Genomic DNA, 18,146 nt, shown 5'->3' on the forward strand with positions numbered 1-18,146 from the left:
CTGTTACGGGTCAGGCGTTTAGCGCATTAATAGCCTTTATTCGTTGTCAATTTGCTCTTGATACTCTTCGTCCGACATCAAGTCTTCCAACTCGCTTACGTCATTGGGGGCAATTTTAAACAACCAACCGCCATCGTAAGGTTCGTCGTTAATCAATTCTGGCTCATCTTCTAAGGCTTCGTTAATCGCGATGACTTCGCCGCTCACGGGTGCATAAATGTCCGAGGCGGCTTTAACCGACTCCAACGACATAATGTCATCGCCCTGCGTTACGTCCATACCCAATTCGGGAAACGTCACGCTCATTAATTCACCTAACGCTTCTTGGGCAAAGTCGGTAATGCCCACTACGACATTGCCGTCTTCATCCACATAAGCCCATTCGTGGGTTTGCGCGTATTTTAAATGACTGGGTAAAACGCTCATGTTGTTTGCTCCTATGAATTTGAATGCAAAATCATATCACTAAAAAGCCTTAAATCGCAAAGCCCATTTTAAACATTTTCTTTATAACGCTTTTTACAACGGTTTTGGGTCTAAAAATGCGTCTACTGCCAGCACCACGCGATTGCGTCCTTGCTCTTTGGCTAGATACAACGCGTCGTCTACCCGTTTTAACAAGGTTTTTTCGCTGTCCCATTTGGTCATTTGCGCCGCACCAAAACTCACGGTTAATTGAGTGGGCAACGCATTAGACGACAGGCTTGCTATTTGTTCACGCAGTCTTTCAGCGGTCGCTTGCGCCTCAAACGCATTCGATTCGGGCATAATAATGGCAAATTCTTCCCCGCCAAAGCGACACAACATATCTGTTTCGCGCAGTAAATTTTTAACCACCGTAGTGATTTCAATTAACACCGCATCACCCACATCGTGGCCGTAAGTGTCGTTAACGCGTTTAAAGAAGTCTATGTCAAACATCAGTAACGACAGCTGGGTTTGATAACGGTGCGAGCGTAAAATTTCTTGGTTTAAGCGTTGATTAAAATACAGGCGATTGCCCACTCCGGTTAAGGCATCGGTTTGAGAAAGATGCTCTAGTTGGTCTTTATAAACTTCTTGTTCGGTAATGTCTTGCAACAATACATTATACAAAGGCTCAGCCAACCCCTGCATTAAGCGTGCTTTAACCGAAAAATAATGGGCTTTGCCGTCTTTTAGAATCTTCGCTTTATGCACTTCACCTGCGTGCTGAATTACATAGTCTAACCAATATTGACCTTGGGTCATGCGTTGCAAAAATCCGTTGTCTTTTTCAAAAGTGTCGCACACGCAAGCGTAACGAGTTAAAAACTCATCCAAGGTTTTAAACTCACTGTAAAACTCAAAAAAGTGCCTATTTACATCCACAATGGTTTGGCGATTGGCCACAAAAATAATTTCAGAAGCTGAATCAATAATTTGCCGATAATACGCTTGACGATGATCGGTCTGACGTTTTAATACATAAAGCAACAGCAGCAAAAATGAGAGAATCAAGAAAATAACAACGCCGTAAACTACCTTTTGCATAACCGATTTTACTTCTGAAAAATCAATGTTTTCACGATCCGAAAATGTAAACCAATATCCAATGGCCTGCTGCTGCGAGCCCATAATTAAATGCTGGCCAATCACCTTATCACCATTAAAAAACTGAGTACTGGCTTTAAACTGACTAACCCCCATTTCGCTAAGCTGCCTTTGTGCGCTCAAAGGCGCATCGGCATTAATAACATAATAGTCTTCTACAAACATGCCCGTTAACGCTAACGTGAGTTGCTCGCGGTAACGCTTGTCCAACAACATAACCGAATCAACCCCCTTTATAGCCTTTAACTGTTTAGCCAACGAACCAAATTGGGAAATTACCTCGACCAAACCTACAAATTGTTTTTGCTCGTTGTACACCGGCACCATCGATTTAAACGACAGCGTATAGCGCCCAGCGCTTAACGAACGAGTAATGCGTGGGTTGTTTAAAATATCAGGCAAATCTTTGCGTACTCTGTGCACTGTATCGTCTTTTAAATCGGTCCAGCTTCTTAAAACAGTAATACCTTGTGCGTCGACCAGATGAATCCAAACATCGTCAAACCGGCTGTTCTGCCCTAAACGCTGTAAAAAAGGCTTAACGTCAAACGGTATGGCCATTGGCGAACACGTCTTGCACAACAAATTTTTAATAGCAGGATTTTCAGCCAACGTAATGGCAATGGCCATAGAGGCATCGTGTTTATCGTCTATCAGTGCGGCAATTTCAGCATCGAGCATTTTTTGATGCACTTGAATTGCACTGGCCTCTAAGCTGTTTTTTCCAAAACCATATAAAACCGCTGCGCCTATTAAAATAAGGCCAAAAATTGCACTGAAAGCAATTGTAAGATGTTGATTTTTATTCACTATCATCCAAAACTTGCTTGTAAAATTAAAAAATAAACACCCTGGCACAGGTACAAAGCTAAAACAATCATTAAAACTCACGCGTGCACAAATTTTAGGCTATTCGTATTTTCAAAACAGTTCTAGTTTGCACCTAAAACCCACGGGTTGCAATTGCTTAAGACCTAGCATTTCTTATTGCTCCACAGGTGTTATTAATGATAAGCGCATAAATATATTCAAGGATGAATTTTTAGCCGAGATAAACCCACAATCTATTGTGGTTTACGGCGCACGTGACAGATGTCGTGGCACGGCATGACGGTGATTTGATGTGACCAGGCCTGGTTAGGTTGCTTAATCTTTTACACAAAATCAACCCAAATACGTCATTGCGGGCTTGACCCGCAATCTATAGCGGTTTACGGCGCACGTGGCAGATGCCGTGTCGTGGCACGGCATGACGGTGGTGAGATGTAACCAGGCCAGGTTGTAAACGCGTGGATTTTTAGTCAAGGTCAAGGCGCTGGCCGGTGACGTGTACATACAAGTACACGAACTGGCCAGCAACGCAGAGATTGGCTAAAAAGACCGCGTTTACTCGCGGTGGTAGGGGTGGTTTTGTATAACCGACCAGGCTCGATAAAGCTGTTCGGCAACCAAAATACGCACCATTGGATGCGGCAAGGTTAGGTTAGACAGTCCCCATTTCCAGTGCGCTTGGTCAATTAAGGCTTGTTCTAAGCCGTCGGGACCGCCGACAATTAAGGCGACGTCTTGCCCGCCGCCCAACCACTCTTCGAGCTTTTGAGAGAGCCCTAAAGTAGTGACTTGTTGGCCGTGCTCGTCTAACACAATCAATCGCGCGCCCTTAGGAATCGCGGCTAAAATGCGCTTGGCTTCTTCGGCTTTTAAATTGTCTACCGAATTGGCTTTGCCGCGTTGCGCCATGGGCAGTTCAATGAGCTTGAGCGCACAGCTTTTGGGCATGCGTTTGGCGTATTCACCGTAGCCGTCTTGTACCCATTTGGGCATTTTTTGACCTACGGTAATAAAGTGAATAATCATGCAAATTTTAAAACATTATTCGACATTACTCGGCATCACTCAGCGGCGGGTGCTACAACATCAGAGGGCTTGATGTCCCACAGTTTTTCAAGCGCATAGTGCGCGCGTGCTGCCTCGGTCATAACGTGCACAATGGTGTCGCCCAAATCGACCAATACCCAGTCAGGCTGTGGACTGCTTTCGATGCCCAATGGCGGCTCTCCTGCGTCTTTTAACGCTTGTGCTACGTGCGAACCCAAGGCTCTTACGTGGGTGGTTGAGGTGCCTGTGGCAATAATCATACAGTCGGCAAAGGTGCTGATGCCGGCTATGTCAATCACCTGAATATCACGTCCCTTAGAATCGTCTAGGGTCTTAACCACTAGGGCTTCTACTTCTTTTAAACTTAAACTCATGTTGTGTTCTCTTTTTGATAATTTTTGTTAAATATTTTTGTTAAATTTGGATTATTTTTAATTAAAACTCTACTTAACCAGGCCTGGTTAATCGAATTGTTTATATAGTTTTTGCTGTTCTATGTAGTCAATCACTGCCGCAGGTACTAAGTATTTTATGGACTGTTTGCTTTGGCACAGCGCGCGCACTACGGTAGAACTGATGTCCAGTTGCGTGATGGCCACCTCAATCACTTGCCCATTGGCTTGGGTTAACTGGCTAACGCCATACGTTTGATAAATAATGGCCGCACTGCTTTGCACTGGCCACGGCTCGCTAGGGCGATGCATCACCGCAATATTGGCCAACGCCAAAATGCCTTGCCAATCGTGCCAGGTGTCAAACTTAGCAAACGCGTCGGTGCCCATCATTAACACCAAACTCTCGTTGCCAAACTGCACTTTTAACGCCCTTAAGGTGTTGACCATATACGACGGGCCACCCAAATCCATTTCGGTGGTGTCCAGATAAAACGTCGGCTGGTCGGCCAAGGCCAGCGCCAACATGGCGCTGCGCTGTTGGGCGCTGGCGCTGGGCGCCAAACGATGCACCGGATTAAAGCACGGCACAAACCGCACCTGCTCTAAGCCTAACTTGGTTTGCACCTCAAGTGCGGCGCGTAAATGCCCAATGTGCACTGGGTCAAACGTGCCGCCATTTATACCAATGAAACGCATTTTATCCATTATTGACGAATGTGACCGTCGCCTAACACAATGTACTTTTGCGACGTTAAGCCTTCTAAACCCACCGGCCCACGGGCGTGAAATTTGTCGGTACTGATGCCGATTTCGGCACCCAAACCGTACTCAAACCCATCAGCAAAACGAGTTGAAGCGTTGACCATCACCGAGCTGGAATCGACCTCGGCCAAAAATCGCCTGGCGACAGTATAGTTTTCGGTAATAATCGATTCGGTGTGCCCCGAGCTGTATTGAGCAATGTGCGCCATCGCCTCGTCCACATTGGCCACGACTTTAATAGACAAAATCGCGGCTAAATACTCGGTTGCCCAGTCTTCTTCTGTGGCCAAAGTAGCGTCAATAATGGCACACGTTTGTGCACAACCGCGCAACTCAACGCCTTTTTGGCGGTACAAATCGGCCAATTGTGGCAACACCGCGTGCGCATTGGACTGCGCCACCAACAAGGTTTCCATGGCGTTGCACACGCCGTAGCGATGAGTTTTAGCGTTAAACGCCACCTTAACCGCTTTGTCTAAATCGGCGGCCTCGTCAATGTACACATGGCAAATACCGTCTAAATGCTTAATGACTGGCACGCGCGCACCGGCACTAATACGAGCAATTAAGCCTTTACCACCACGTGGAATAATCACGTCGACAAACTCGGGTATACTGATTAACGCATCCACCGCCGCACGATCAGTGGTGGCCACTACTTGCACGGCATGGCTTGGCAAACCAGCGGCCACCAGGCCTGCTTGAATGCACTGAGCCAGCGCCTGATTTGAAAAACTCGCCTCAGACCCGCCGCGTAAAATGGCGGCATTGCCCGACTTTAAACACAACGCCGCCGCATCAACCGTCACATTGGGACGCGACTCGTAAATAATGCCCACCACACCCAGTGGCACGCGCATTTTACCCACCTGAATGCCTGATGGACGATAGGCCATGTCGGTTATTTGACCAATCGGGTCGGGCAAAGCCGCCACTTGGCGCAACCCTTCGGCCATACTGGCAATGCCGGCGTCGGTGATGGCCAAACGCTCCAACATGGCCGCATCCAATCCATTGGCTTTGCCGTTGGCCAGGTCTTTGGCATTTTGGGTCTTTAATTCGTCGGCCGATTGCTCTAAGGCATTTGCCATGGCCAACAACGCGCGGTTTTTATCGGCGGTAGTGGCGCGCAACAGTAAGCGTGACGCAATGCGCGCTTGCTGGCCTAATTGGGTCATCATCTGTAAAACGCTCATACATTCCTCTTTTAAAAATTGCGCGTGGTTTGAACGGCTTAGCGGTCGCTGGCAATGTCCACAATCAACTGCAGCAACGCGTGCCAGATTGGGTCAGCACCAAGGGTTGGGGTAATGCCTTTAATCATTAAATCAATCTGTAACGCTTGCGCCAGCAGGCCTGACCAATCGCCTTTTTTGCGTTTAAGCGCCGCACTGTATTGAGCGTGCTGGCTTGACCAAACATGCAACTGCTTTAACGCTTGCGCGACCGACATGCTCATACTTAACTGACGCAAGGCCGCGAGTTGTCTAATCTCGGTGGTTAATAGCCATAAAATAATCGGCGCTTCAACCCCCTCTTCGCGCAGTCGAGTGAGCATTTGCACACTGCTGGCCACTTGACCATTCAGCATGGCGCTGCCCAATGCAAACAGTTGGTAATGCGCCTGATCCACCACATTGTCTAAAATGGTTTGCACGTTGATGGCGACGGCCGGCGCATGGACATTGTGGGCGTTAACATTAAAATCAGCTGGCGCAAACAACAACGACAATTTAAGCAGTTCTTGGTCGGCGGCCAGCAAATTGCCTTCAACTCGTTGCGCCAACAGAGTGGCGGCCTCGGTGTCTAATTGCAACCCCAGAGTATTGGCTTTTTGCTGACACCAGCCTGGCAACGCCGCCAGCGGCACCGATTTGGCTTGCACCACCAAGCCGGCCGACTCAATCGCACTGACCCACTTAGCTTTGCTTTGTCGCGCGTCTAAGCGTTCGCACAAAAAAACCAACACCATCTCGGGCAACGCCACCTGCATTTGGGTCCGCGCACACCAGTCCTGAATAAACTGCGTACCCGCTACCCCTGGCGCACCTTTGGGCATGGACACCAAAATCATCCGCTGTTCGCTAAACAACGAGCCCGCTTGGGTTGCCATTTGCAGCGTTTGCCAGTTAAAGTTGGCATCCACCTCATAAAAGTCGCCGGTTAAATAACCCTGTTGTTGCAACTGGGTGCGCAAACTATCATGGCAATCACGCAAAAACAGCGGCTCTTCGCCGTACAACAAATAAACCGGCTTAATCTCAAACGCTTGCCCGGCCTGCACGGCTTTTAATTGATTTAAAAACCCGCTGGCCAATATCACGGCTGCACGCTTTGCGGTGCAGCGGGCGTAATGTTAGGCGCAACAACCGGGGCGCTGCTTTGAGTTTTGGCCTGCTTTAGCATGGCGCGATTCACTCGGTCAATTACTTGGCGCGCTAAGGTTTCGGCCATTTGACGCTGAATATTGGTTAATTCTCGATTGGCGGCCAAAATAGCGGCGTTATCAATTTGGCGGTCACGATAGGTGCTGGCTACGCCACTCACCACCAACGCATCGCCTTGGCTTACGCTAAAGCCTTGATCCATTCGCAACAGTTCACTGCTGGTGTCGCCCAATCCCGATGTGGCGGTGCGCGTGACTCGATACGCCGTGGGGACAAACTCAATCGCAATATCCGCTTCATTGAGTTTTTCAACCACCTTAACACCCGAGCTGGCTAATTGAGCGCGCAACGCTTGCCGCACATCGGCACGCATGGCCGAGTCGTTGACCAACATCACCGTGCTAAACGTCACTTGCCCAACGTTGCCCATGCCGCGCAAATGAAAGCCACAGCCGGCTAAATGCAACACACTCAGCGCCATCGCTATCACCATAAACAACTTAAATCGCGCTGTGCGATTTAACCAGGCCTGGTTAAAGGCGGTTACGCTCTGATTTAAGCCTGGCTTGAAGCTGTGCATTAAACCTTGCGTTGTCATTTAGCGGTTCTTTTAAACGTAACCAACATGCTTACCCTTTTACCACCAAGTTAACCAAACGTCCTGGCACGACAATTTCTTTGACCATTTCTAGCCCATCAATATACTTAAACACGCCATCAACGGCTTTGGCCGCCGCCAAAATGGTGGCGTTATCGGCGTCACTGGCCACTTCAATTTTACCGCGCAATTTGCCGTTCACCTGCACCATCAACTCAATTTCCGATTTAACCAACGCCAATTGATCCACTTTTGGCCACGGAGTGTCCAGTACCAAGCCTGGTTTGCCGAGCGCATTCCATAAGTGCTGAGTCATGTGCGGGGTCATGGGTGACAACATGGCAATTAACAGTTCTAACGCTTCTTGCATCACCGCACGACCGGCGGGTGATTCATCGCTAAACTTGCTCAGTTCGTTCATTAACTCCATGCACGCCGCAATGGCGGTATTAAAGTGTTGACGTCGCCCCATATCGTCGGTGACTTTTTGCAAGGTTTCGTGCACTTTTAAACGCAATGCTTTAGCGTCTTTGTCTAGGCTAAGTGACGCATCGGCGGCTTTAACCAGGCCTGCTTCAACATGGTTTGTGACCTGACGCCAGACCCGATTTAAAAACCGAAACCCGCCTTCTACCCCTTTATCAGACCACTCTAAACTTTGCTCTGGCGGGGCGGCAAACATAATAAACAAGCGCACGGTGTCGGCGCCAAATTTTTCAATGAGCGCCTGTGGGTCAACCGTATTGCCTTTGGATTTAGACATTTTAGAACCGTCTAGCAACACCATGCCTTGGGTCAGCAAATTTTTAAACGGCTCGTCCGATTTTACCAGACCTTGATCGCGCATGAGTTTGTGAAAAAATCGGGCGTACAATAAGTGCAAAATGGCGTGCTCAATGCCGCCAATGTACTGATCAACCGGCGCCCAATAGTCAGCGCGCTCGTCCAACATGGCGGTGGCATTGTCTTTTGAGGTATAACGCGCGTGATACCAAGATGACTCAAAAAAAGTGTCAAACGTATCGGTTTCACGCTTGGCACGGCCGCCGCACTGCGGGCACGTGCAGTCTTTAAAACTGTCTAACTTGGCCAAAGGCGAACCCGAACCATCGGGCACGATGTCTTCAGGCAATCGCACGGGCAGTTGGTCTTCGGGCACAGGCAGTGCGCCGCAGGCTGGGCAATAAATAACCGGAATAGGACAACCCCAATAACGCTGACGTGAAATCCCCCAGTCGCGTAATCGGTAGTTGGTCTGCTTTTCGCCCAAACCTTTAGCGCTTAACTCCAGCGCCATCGCCTCAAGCGCTTGGCCAAAATCCAAGCCATCAAATTGCGCCGAATTGACCAAAATTCCTTTGTCGGTAAACGCCTGCGCCGCCACATCCACCATAACGTCGGCTGCGGGCGCAACCACCGCTTTAATAGGCAAACCATAGGCCTGGGCAAATTCATAATCACGCTGATCGTGCGCAGGCACCGACATTACCGCACCGGTGCCGTAGGTCATCAACACAAAATTGGCCGCCCACACCGGCAAGGTTTCGCCAGTAAGCGGATGGGTCACACGAATGCCCGTATCAACCCCACGTTTTTCCATGGTTTCCATATCGGCTTCGGCGGTAGACACATGCGAACACGCTTCAATAAACTGCTCGAGCGGCTCGTTGTGAATGGCCGCTTTTTTGGCCAACGGATGATCTGAGGCAATCGCCAAATACGTCACGCCCATTAACGTATCGGGACGCGTGGTGTACACGTCCAACGTAGCGTCTTGTTCTAATAACGGAAACGAAATTTGCAACCCGGTCGATTTACCAATCCAGTTGCGTTGCATGGTTTTAACCTGCTCGGGCCAACCGTCTAACGTATCTAAACCGGTTAATAACTCTTCGGCGTAATCGGTAATGCGTAAAAACCACTGGGCAATCTCTTTGCGCTCTACCGGCGCGCCAGAGCGCCAACCTTTGCCGTCAATGACTTGCTCATTGGCCAACACGGTCAAATCGACCGGATCCCAATTCACCACCGACAATTTGCGATACACCAAGCCTTTTTCCATTAACTTGGTAAACAACCACTGTTCCCAGCGATAATATTCGGGGTGGCACGTGGCCACTTCGCGCGTCCAATCGTAGCCCAAGCCCAATGATTTAAGCTGATTGCGCATGTAGGCAATGTTTTCATATGTCCACTTGGCCGGCGCTACCTTGTGTTGCATGGCGGCGTTTTCGGCCGGCAAGCCAAAGGCATCCCACCCCATGGGTTGCAACACGTTTTTGCCTTGCATACGCTGATAGCGTGAGATTACATCGCCAATGGTGTAGTTACGCACATGCCCCATGTGCAACTTACCGCTGGGGTATGGAAACATCGACAAGCAATAATATTTTTCACGCGGGCTGTCTTCATTAACCACAAAGGTTTGGTGGTCGTCCCAGTATTTTTGAACCTGGGCTTCAAGTAGTTGCGGCTGGTAGGCAGTGGGTGTGTGCTGAACGTCTGACATGGTGGGTTTCTTCTATTCCAAAACGGGATTTATAAATTAGCCATGACAGCGCGCCTTAAACAAGGTGATAACCCTGTGACTAACTTGCGGCCAATCATTGCTAAATAATTAAAATAAGTTCAGTATTATAGAGAGTTTTAGCGCATGAAACACGAAAAGATTTTTAAACCCGCACTCAACCTGCGCTCAAAAGGAGAACCCACATGGCACAAAACAAAATGCTCGTTGCTTACCGCACTTTATTAAATCACGCTTTAAAAACCGCGATTAGCTTAGAGACCAAAACGTGGAGTGTGCTTGGGCACACCATTGAAAAAACACAAAAAGCCGAACACGCACTCGCCGAGCTTACAGAGCACGAATTTAAACAGGTGCAACAAGACCTGCAAGCCGATTTAATGCAAACCGCTGAATACTTTGCCGAAGTAGAAAAAGGCGTAGAAGAGTTTTTAGAAATTGAACTGCCCGTGCTAGAGCAAATATTAATAGACAAAGCCATGAAGTTGGCCGACCCAACCGACATTACCTTATTAAGGTTGCGCTTTGCTGCCGCGCTGGACGAGCAACATCCTACTTTTGATCACAAAATACACTAAACAACACCTTTAGTGACGTGAAAGTCGCCCCGTCCAAAAATAACGGCGGGCTAAAATAAAGCCAAAAATGCCCAATAACGCCAGCATTAACGGTAAGTTTTTCCATTGGGCAAAAAAAGTCAACCCATCGTAAGGCTGAATCTTGCCGCGCAACACACCCACTTCATAGGCTGGAATTTGCTGTTTAATATGGCCTTTGGTATCCACAATAACCGTATAGCCTGTGTTGGTGGCGCGGGCAATTTCTCGTCCCAACTCAAGCGCACGCATTTGCACTTGCTCTAATTGTTGAGCCGGTTCAAAAGTATGCGCAAACCAAGCATCATTACTCACAGTAATAAAATACTTAGCGTCGGGCAAACTGCGTGCCAGCTCCTCGCCAAACGCCATTTCAAAACAAATGCTCAAGCCCGCTAACTGCCCGCCCAACATAAGCGGTGGTTGATGCGGGTCGCCTGCACTAAACGTAGCAAACGGAATATCAAATAAGCCGCTTACAAAAGCAAACGCCGAACTCAATGGAAAATACTCGCTAAACGGCACCAAATGGTGTTTTTGATAAACTTGCTCAGGGTTATGAACATTTACCACTGCGTTAAAATATTCTTTAGTTTCCTTATTGCGGGTAATAACGCCGAGTAAAATGTCGTTTTCAAGCAATTGCGCGTCTTTTATAAAGGTATGCAACGCCCCTTTTTCAACCACATCGTAATAAGACGGCACCGCCGTTTCTGGCCACACAATTACTTGCGCGCCTAAGTTTTGCTTGGTTAAATCAACATACGTTTTTAAGGTTGGCATAAAATTTTCGGTCTGCCATTTGGTTTCTTGCTTAACATTGCCTTGCAACAAAGCAATCTCAATGGGCTGTTCAAAGGGCTTAACCCATTCGATGTTTTGCAATAAACCGCCCACCGACCAAAGTAAGCATAACGACATGCTGGCCATAAACCAGGCGCGTTGCAAAAACAACCAAGTCAGTAAACCGGCGGTAATGGCCACCGTCCAGCCCATGCCTAACACGCCAAAAACCGGCGCGTAACCGTCTAACCAAGTGTGCAAATGAGTATTGCCCACCATTAAAAACGGAAACCCACCAAATAAATACGCACGAACCAACTCACCCACTACCCACGCAGCAGGAAACAACACACTTAAGGCCAGGCCTGGTCGTTGTTTATTAACAAAACTCAGCGCGACCATGCCCGCTAGAGCAATGCTAAGCGCCAAAAACAATACAAACCCAAAGGTAAGCAACACCGCCAACGGCAATACCACGCCCGAATACACGTAAATACTCGAAAACAGCCAACTCACCCCAAGGCCAAACATTCCCAACCCAAACCACAAGCCCAACTTAAAACCTTGCAAACGGTCACGGGCTTGCCATAACAGCGCAAAAAAGCCAGCCAAAGTACCAATCATAACCGGTGCGTAGTTAAACGGCGCAAACGCCAATACCGACACTGCACCCAAAACAAAGGCATAACCATCAAATTTATTAGGAACAACCAGTTGCTTTAAAACAGACCAAAATGCGCTTGCTTTCAATGACAATCACTCTTATGAATACTTATTAATGCTCATTAATGTTTGTGAGCAGGTCGGTAAAATGGTTCACCTAAAACTCTGCAATTTCAGGTAAGTCTTCCGGGGGTGCTAACTTTACTTCAAACAACTGCGCGCACCGCTCATTGGCTTTAAGCACTTTAAAGTGCACACCGCCCACGGTTAACTCTTCGTCAACGCGCGGCACATGCCCCATTTCGGTGGCGACAAAACCGGCGACCGTTTCGCTGTTATCGTCATCAATACTGACCTTAAAAAAGGCGTTAAACTCTTCTATGGGTGTAAACGCTTGGACCGAAAACGTGCCACTTAAACGCTTTTGAATATTGGCGTCCTCGGTCACATCGTGCTCGTCTTCAATTTCGCCCACAATTTGTTCTAACACGTCTTCGATGGTAATCAAACCCGCCAACTCAGCGTATTCGTCTACCACCAAAGCCAAGTGGTTACGGCTCGATCTAAAATCGCGTAATAACACGTTTAAACGTTTGCTTTCAGGTACAAAAATGGGTGCGCGGTAAATAGCCACCAAGTCTTCTTTGGTTTTTAATTCGCCCTTAACCACCGCTCTAAACACATCTTTGGCCAATAACACACCCACAATATCTTTGCCTTCCATCACAGGGTAACGCGAATGTGAGCTTTCAAGCATGTTTTCTAAAATACGCTCTAGCGGTTCGGTGGCATCAATAAGTTCGATCTGCAATCGCGGAATCATAATATCGCGCGCGCGCAGTTCAGAAACGTCTAACACCCCTTTAATCATTAATAAAGCATCGGCGTCAATCACGCCTTGAGTTTGTGCTTCTTGCAAAACAATTAAAAGCTCTTCTTGGCTCTCCGGCTCGCCTGAAAATACTTTTCCAAGGCGTTCTAGCCACGAAGAACCGTTACTACTGTCGCTCATTTAGTTACCTACTCATTATTAAATTTAGTTTTTTCTATTACGTTTAAACGCCGTCTTCTGCATACGGATTGGCAAAGCCCAACGCGTGCATAATCTCTATTTCTAACGATTCCATCTCTTGCGCATCGTCGTCATCAATATGGTCAAAGCCCTGTAAATGCAAGGTGCCGTGCACCACCATGTGCGCCCAATGCGATTCTAACGATTTATTTTGCGCACGCGCCTCGTCTTCAACCACTTGCGCGCAAATCACCAAATCGCCTAAATAAGGCAATTCTTCGCCTAACTCAACCAGGCCTGGTGGGTTTTCAAACTCAAACGACAACACATTGGTGGGCTTGTCTTTACCACGATAGTCGTGATTTAACTGCTGGCTTTCTTCTTCGCTCACAATCCGAACGGTCATTTCAACCTGCTGATGGGCGTGTTCGTCCACCAAACTGGCTCTTACCCATTGCTCGCACTGCGCCTGAGAAGGCAAGGCTTCGGGTTCAATACCCCATTGAAGTTCAAGATCTAGCATGCTGTTTTCCTTGCAAAAAGGTGAGTGAGGAGAACTATTTTAAAACGTTTAAAGCCAGTTTGTGTGGCCAATTTATGACGTTTCCTGAGCTTGGCGCTGTGCCCGCTTTTGCTCTTGCGCCTGCTCAACTTTTTTATCGTGTTTTTCGTAGGCTTGCACAATTTTTTGCACTAAGCTGTGGCGCACCACGTCTTGGGTTTGATAAAAAGTAAAACCAATGCCCTTTACGCCGTCCAGCACCTCAATAACGTGGCGCAAGCCCGACGTTTGATGTTTGGGTAAATCGCACTGGGTAATGTCGCCGGTAATCACCGCCGTAGAGCCAAAGCCAATGCGCGTTAAAAACATTTTCATCTGTTCGGTCGAGGTGTTTTGCGCCTCGTCCAAAATAATAAACGCCTCGTTCAGCGTGCGTCCGCGCATAAACGCCAATGGCGCGATTTCAATCACATTTTTTTCAATTAAACGCTCAACCGTTTCAAAGCCCAGCATATCAAACAGCGCGTCAAACAACGGCCGCAAATAAGAGTCTACTTTTTGGCTTAAATCGCCGGGTAAAAACCCCAGCTTTTCACCGGCTTCTACTGCGGGACGCGTTAAGATAATGCGACGAACTTTTTCACTTTCCAACGCCTCGACCGCACAGGCCACCGCCAAATAGGTTTTGCCGGTTCCGGCCGGACCAATACCAAAATTAATGTCGTATTTTTGAATTGCCTCAATGTACTTGGCTTGATTGGGATTGCGAGTTTTAATGACCTTGCGGCGGGTTTTAATCAAAACCTGATCACTCGCCAACGGCTTGGGCGCTTCAAATCCCAGTTGGTGCAACACCAAATGAATTTTTTCGGGCACCAAGGTTTCGTCCAGCGTGGCGGCGTACAACACGCGTACGACCTCTTGCGCTTGCGCCAAACGATCAGCTTGCCCGGTAATGGCTACGTTAAAACCACGGACGTTAATTTCAACGCCCAAGCGCAACTCAACCTGTGCAAAATGCTCGTTATGCCAACCGCATAAGTTTTGTAAGCGCGTATTGTCTTCTGGAAACAACTTAAATTGTAGTGTGTGCAGTTCTGACAAAAAAGGCCTCTAAACCGATTGACCAGGCCTGGTGAAAGCCTGACTTATTAAAAACAACGTTAAAAAAGGTTAAAACAACCTTAAAAAACCGGTTACTTAAAACCTTATAACGCATAAAACTGCGGGGCAACGTGCGTGTGCGCCTCGGGCGTGGCCACCACTTTACCGCGCAATGAGTTGTTTAATGCCTCGGTAATTTCCACATCGACAAACTGGCCAATTAAATCGGGCGAGCCTTCAAAGTTTACCACGCGATTGTTTTCGGTGCGCCCCGCAAGCATAGTAAACGAATGACGCGACAAACGCTCTACCAATACACGCTCTACCGTGCCTAACATGGCATTGCTAATGGCCTCGGTTTGCGCGTTTAATAAGTCTTGCATTGCCACTAAGCGGCGTTTTTTCTTATCAAGAGAGGTGTCGTCCGGAAAACCCGCCGCCGGCGTACCCGGGCGTTCACTGTAAATAAAACTAAACGAACGGTCAAAATTTAACTCTTCAACCAACTTTAAGGTTTCTTTAAAGTCGTCACAACTTTCGCCCGGAAAACCAATAATAAAATCGCCCGACAAACACAAATTAGGCCGCAACGCGCGCACTTTACGAATGGTCGATTTGTATTCTAGCACCATGTGATTACGCTTCATCATCGCCAAAATCCGATCCGAACCGGACTGAATCGGCAAATGCAAATGCGACACCAGCTCGGGGATTTCGGCGTAACAATTAATAATGCTTTGCGTCATTTCATTGGGGTGTGAGGTGGTAAAACGAATACGATCAATGCCGTTAATGGCGCGTACGCCGTGCATTAACACCGCCAAATCGGCAATTTCGCCGTCGGCCATCACCCCGCGATACGCGTTGACGTTTTGCCCCAGCAAATTAATCTCACGTACACCCTGTTGCGCCAAGACGCGCACTTCGTGCAACACATCATCGTAAGGACGACTCACCTCTTCGCCGCGCGTGTATGGCACTACGCAAAACGTACAATATTTAGAACACCCTTCCATCACCGACACCATGGCTGACACGCCGTTGACTTCGGGTTCGGGTAAATTGTCAAATTTTTCAATCTCTGGAAACGAGATGTCAATCACCGCTTTTTTCTTTTTAATGCGGTCATCACCGCGTATGCGCAACGCCTCATCAATCATCGCGGGCAAACGGTGCAGGGTTTGCGGGCCAAAAATAACGTCCACACAAGGCGCACGCTTACGAATCACCTTGCCCTCTTGCGACGCCACGCAACCGCCCACCCCAATCACACGATTGGGTTTAAGCGATTTCCATTTTTCCCAACGTCCCAACTCCGAAAACACCTTTTCTTGAGCTTTTTCGCGCACCGAACAGGTGTTCATCAACAACACATCGGCGTCTTCAGGCTCGGTCACCAACTTTAAACCGTGGGTTTTCTCAAGCAAACTGGCCATCTTGTCCGAATCATATTCGTTCATTTGACAACCGTAAGTAATCACATAAAGACCGCCGGTAAAAAGCGAAGAACTGTTGGATGACGCAGGGTGAAAAGTTTGAGACATGCTGTTTCCGTGTAATTTTACGTGTGATGTTAAAGGGCTACCAACCAGGCCTGGTCGTTTATTTTTACCCTATCCCACTGAATATACTGATAAATCCAGGGTCGCGTATTCTAACATAATGCCCGCTAAAACCCTAAGTACGTTTTGTAACGACTACTTCAACAAAACGGTGCGTGCTTTAGCAAGATTTTTGCTCGTTAAACTGCTGCGACTTTGCCCAGCTTGGGCTTCTGCCCACCAAATAAAGCGTTGAATGTCGTAACGATTGTTATCTGCAATGGCTTTTATAAGCATTTTATTCATAACGCCATGCACCGAATCTTTAAATACTGGGTGGTAAGACGCGTATTCAAAATAGTGCATATCACGAATTTCTTCTGGCGTTTGCTTGGCGGTTAAAAATAGACGGTATTCATATTGATACACATCTTGAATACTTTTAACGCTCCAATACGCCACTCCAAGCCACCCCAGCATTAACACCGTTAACAAACCACGCCCCACCAACACTTGATTTGAACCTACCTTAAACCGCACCCTTTTTTTAGAATTACGCACCCCATAATGCAATAAAAACAGCAGTAAAAATAGATGAATAGCCGAGAACACAAACGGAGATGACAGTTGGGTCTGAATTAACATAGGGATTGCTAGAGCCAAAACACCCAATGCAAATTGAGCGCGTTGTTTAAACAAAGTGTAAACATAATGTGCAATCATTAAGCCAATCCCAATCAATGCCACCACGCCACTTTGCAGCATCCAATAAAGCACCTCATTATGCGGGTGCAAAAATTGATGCAACTTTAATTCACTAAACGCCGCTGGCACCCCCGCCGTTTGCGCGTAAGCCACAAAAGCGGGCGTATATCCGTCTAAGCCAAACCCAAGCCATGGCGACGTTAAAAACAACTGCCAACTGGTTCGATATAAAAACAACCGAACGTCGGTTCCCATGGCAACATCATTAAGCTTATCGCTCAACAATTCTATTTGACTGGCCTTACCCGGAAACCAAAGCGCCAATAACACCGCCAAAACCACTAAAGCCAACCAAATCATCAAGCGCACGGGGTGTTTTTTTAAAGCCACAAACCGCACAGCCAGCACCAGTGGCAGTGCTACCAGTAACGCCAACCAACCCGCGCGCGAGCCACTTAATAATAAAATATAACCGCTTAACAGCACCGCTAACCATACTACCGCTTGCCAATACCACTTATAACGCCCAAACGACGCGTGCGACACCACATACAAAGCCATTACCGCTACCGTTGCCATAAACGTAGCGGTCATATTAACTTGCTGAATAATGCCCACAGGGCGATTGGTGACTACGCCAAAGGGTAAATACCCCGTTAAGGTGTACCAAACTCTAAACGGATCGAGCAACTGCACGGTGGCCACCAGTGCGTGTACCACACCCAACAAACAAACTAACGTTAAAATCTTTAAAAAAAGAGCATGCGTTATGCGCCACTGCATCAACGCATAAAAAAACAGCCAAGCCCCGATTATTCCGCCCAAAAAGAGCATTTGCTGACTAAAACTGGTGGCGGTGTTAACCAAAGCAAACCCAAAAATGACCAGGCCTGCCAAACCCCAAACATTGCCAACCCAAGACACGGCAAACTCTTTAGCCGACACCACGCGCTGCAACGTCACCAATATTATTAAGCCTGCGGCAAACCACACTCCGACATAATTAGGCATAAACAAACCTGAACCGCCTGTATTGGGTTGAGAGTACAGCAGGCTGATAAAAATAATGAATGCAAAAATAGCTCGATAAAGCATGATATTATCCAGTTATTAAGATATAA

General features: G+C 47.7%; 16 protein-coding genes. 1 reads left to right on the forward strand and 15 read right to left on the reverse strand.

Translation table 11 applies throughout. The annotated features are described in order from the left end of the window. Positions 1–36 precede the first annotated feature (36 nt). From gcvH to leuS, 9 genes are all read right to left on the reverse strand, one after another. Complete coding sequence (gene gcvH, locus EP181_RS08285) at positions 37–426, reverse strand: glycine cleavage system protein GcvH (RefSeq protein WP_127471220.1); 390 nt, start codon at positions 424–426, stop codon at positions 37–39. A 93-nt stretch (positions 427–519) separates the two neighbouring features. Continuing rightward, on the reverse strand, positions 520–2,388 hold the full coding sequence (locus EP181_RS08290; protein ID WP_127471221.1) for a sensor domain-containing diguanylate cyclase: 1,869 nt from the start codon (positions 2,386–2,388) through the stop codon (positions 520–522). Positions 2,389–2,958: 570 nt separating this feature from the next. Continuing rightward, positions 2,959–3,429 carry a 23S rRNA (pseudouridine(1915)-N(3))-methyltransferase RlmH gene (rlmH, locus tag EP181_RS08295; RefSeq protein ID WP_127471222.1) on the reverse strand — a complete coding sequence of 157 codons (471 nt, stop codon included), beginning with the start codon at positions 3,427–3,429 and terminating at the stop codon, positions 2,959–2,961. 35 nt (positions 3,430–3,464) lie between these two features. Then, positions 3,465–3,824: a ribosome silencing factor gene (gene rsfS / locus EP181_RS08300; RefSeq protein ID WP_127471223.1), complete on the reverse strand. Its 360-nt coding sequence runs from the start codon at positions 3,822–3,824 to the stop codon at positions 3,465–3,467. Positions 3,825–3,911: 87 nt separating this feature from the next. Beyond that, positions 3,912–4,541 carry a nicotinate-nucleotide adenylyltransferase gene (nadD, locus tag EP181_RS08305; protein WP_232023394.1) on the reverse strand — a complete coding sequence of 210 codons (630 nt, stop codon included), beginning with the start codon at positions 4,539–4,541 and terminating at the stop codon, positions 3,912–3,914. Positions 4,542–4,549: 8 nt separating this feature from the next. Continuing rightward, positions 4,550–5,803 carry a glutamate-5-semialdehyde dehydrogenase gene (locus EP181_RS08310; RefSeq protein WP_127471225.1) on the reverse strand — a complete coding sequence of 418 codons (1,254 nt, stop codon included), beginning with the start codon at positions 5,801–5,803 and terminating at the stop codon, positions 4,550–4,552. A 38-nt stretch (positions 5,804–5,841) separates the two neighbouring features. Further along, positions 5,842–6,930, reverse strand: a complete 1,089-nt coding sequence (gene holA / locus EP181_RS08315; protein WP_127471226.1) for a DNA polymerase III subunit delta — start codon at positions 6,928–6,930, stop codon at positions 5,842–5,844. Next, entirely contained in the window at positions 6,927–7,592 is a 666-nt protein-coding gene (locus tag EP181_RS08320) for an LPS-assembly lipoprotein LptE (RefSeq protein ID WP_127471227.1), read from the reverse strand. Before EP181_RS08320 ends, holA begins: the two co-directional genes overlap by 4 nt. Positions 7,593–7,623: 31 nt before the next feature. Further along, complete coding sequence (gene leuS, locus EP181_RS08325; RefSeq protein ID WP_127471228.1) at positions 7,624–10,101, reverse strand: leucine--tRNA ligase; 2,478 nt, start codon at positions 10,099–10,101, stop codon at positions 7,624–7,626. 203 nt (positions 10,102–10,304) lie between these two features. Here leuS and EP181_RS08330 point away from each other — a divergent pair, with 203 nt between their 5' ends. Continuing rightward, positions 10,305–10,697 carry a zinc ribbon-containing protein gene (locus EP181_RS08330; RefSeq protein ID WP_127471229.1) on the forward strand — a complete coding sequence of 131 codons (393 nt, stop codon included), beginning with the start codon at positions 10,305–10,307 and terminating at the stop codon, positions 10,695–10,697. A 9-nt stretch (positions 10,698–10,706) separates the two neighbouring features. Here the strand turns inward: EP181_RS08330 and lnt are convergent, their stop codons facing one another. From lnt to EP181_RS08360, 6 genes are all read right to left on the reverse strand, one after another. Further along, positions 10,707–12,248: an apolipoprotein N-acyltransferase gene (gene lnt / locus EP181_RS08335; protein WP_232023395.1), complete on the reverse strand. Its 1,542-nt coding sequence runs from the start codon at positions 12,246–12,248 to the stop codon at positions 10,707–10,709. Between the two features lie 70 nt (positions 12,249–12,318). Next, positions 12,319–13,173, reverse strand: a complete 855-nt coding sequence (locus EP181_RS08340) for an HlyC/CorC family transporter (protein WP_127471230.1) — start codon at positions 13,171–13,173, stop codon at positions 12,319–12,321. Between the two features lie 43 nt (positions 13,174–13,216). Continuing rightward, entirely contained in the window at positions 13,217–13,696 is a 480-nt protein-coding gene (ybeY, locus tag EP181_RS08345) for an rRNA maturation RNase YbeY (RefSeq protein WP_127471231.1), read from the reverse strand. A 72-nt stretch (positions 13,697–13,768) separates the two neighbouring features. Further along, positions 13,769–14,779, reverse strand: a complete 1,011-nt coding sequence (locus tag EP181_RS08350; RefSeq protein ID WP_127471232.1) for a PhoH family protein — start codon at positions 14,777–14,779, stop codon at positions 13,769–13,771. A 104-nt stretch (positions 14,780–14,883) separates the two neighbouring features. After that, positions 14,884–16,323 carry a tRNA (N6-isopentenyl adenosine(37)-C2)-methylthiotransferase MiaB gene (gene miaB / locus EP181_RS08355; RefSeq protein ID WP_127471233.1) on the reverse strand — a complete coding sequence of 480 codons (1,440 nt, stop codon included), beginning with the start codon at positions 16,321–16,323 and terminating at the stop codon, positions 14,884–14,886. 153 nt (positions 16,324–16,476) lie between these two features. Then, the gene (locus EP181_RS08360) at positions 16,477–18,120 is read right to left on the reverse strand and encodes an O-antigen ligase family protein (RefSeq protein ID WP_127471234.1); all 1,644 of its coding nucleotides are present in this window, start codon (positions 18,118–18,120) and stop codon (positions 16,477–16,479) included. Positions 18,121–18,146: the final 26 nt, after the last annotated feature.

The sequence above is a fragment of the Thiomicrorhabdus aquaedulcis genome, from assembly GCF_004001325.1.
In the GTDB taxonomy this organism is placed as follows: domain Bacteria; phylum Pseudomonadota; class Gammaproteobacteria; order Thiomicrospirales; family Thiomicrospiraceae; genus Thiomicrorhabdus; species Thiomicrorhabdus aquaedulcis.

What these genes read in the sequence shown, in the direction of transcription:
- gcvH (WP_127471220.1), bottom strand. Translation starts at nt 426, where the DNA reads ATGAGCGTTTTACCCAGTCATTTAAAATACGCGCAAACCCACGAATGG.
- EP181_RS08290 (WP_127471221.1), bottom strand. Translation starts at nt 2,388, where the DNA reads ATGATAGTGAATAAAAATCAACATCTTACAATTGCTTTCAGTGCAATT.
- rlmH (WP_127471222.1), bottom strand. Translation starts at nt 3,429, where the DNA reads ATGATTATTCACTTTATTACCGTAGGTCAAAAAATGCCCAAATGGGTA.
- rsfS (WP_127471223.1), bottom strand. Translation starts at nt 3,824, where the DNA reads ATGAGTTTAAGTTTAAAAGAAGTAGAAGCCCTAGTGGTTAAGACCCTA.
- nadD (WP_232023394.1), bottom strand. Translation starts at nt 4,541, where the DNA reads ATGCGTTTCATTGGTATAAATGGCGGCACGTTTGACCCAGTGCACATT.
- EP181_RS08310 (WP_127471225.1), bottom strand. Translation starts at nt 5,803, where the DNA reads ATGAGCGTTTTACAGATGATGACCCAATTAGGCCAGCAAGCGCGCATT.
- EP181_RS08320 (WP_127471227.1), bottom strand. Translation starts at nt 7,592, where the DNA reads ATGACAACGCAAGGTTTAATGCACAGCTTCAAGCCAGGCTTAAATCAG.
- leuS (WP_127471228.1), bottom strand. Translation starts at nt 10,101, where the DNA reads ATGTCAGACGTTCAGCACACACCCACTGCCTACCAGCCGCAACTACTT.
- EP181_RS08330 (WP_127471229.1), top strand. Translation starts at nt 10,305, where the DNA reads ATGGCACAAAACAAAATGCTCGTTGCTTACCGCACTTTATTAAATCAC.
- EP181_RS08340 (WP_127471230.1), bottom strand. Translation starts at nt 13,173, where the DNA reads ATGAGCGACAGTAGTAACGGTTCTTCGTGGCTAGAACGCCTTGGAAAA.
- ybeY (WP_127471231.1), bottom strand. Translation starts at nt 13,696, where the DNA reads ATGCTAGATCTTGAACTTCAATGGGGTATTGAACCCGAAGCCTTGCCT.
- miaB (WP_127471233.1), bottom strand. Translation starts at nt 16,323, where the DNA reads ATGTCTCAAACTTTTCACCCTGCGTCATCCAACAGTTCTTCGCTTTTT.
- EP181_RS08360 (WP_127471234.1), bottom strand. Translation starts at nt 18,120, where the DNA reads ATGCTTTATCGAGCTATTTTTGCATTCATTATTTTTATCAGCCTGCTG.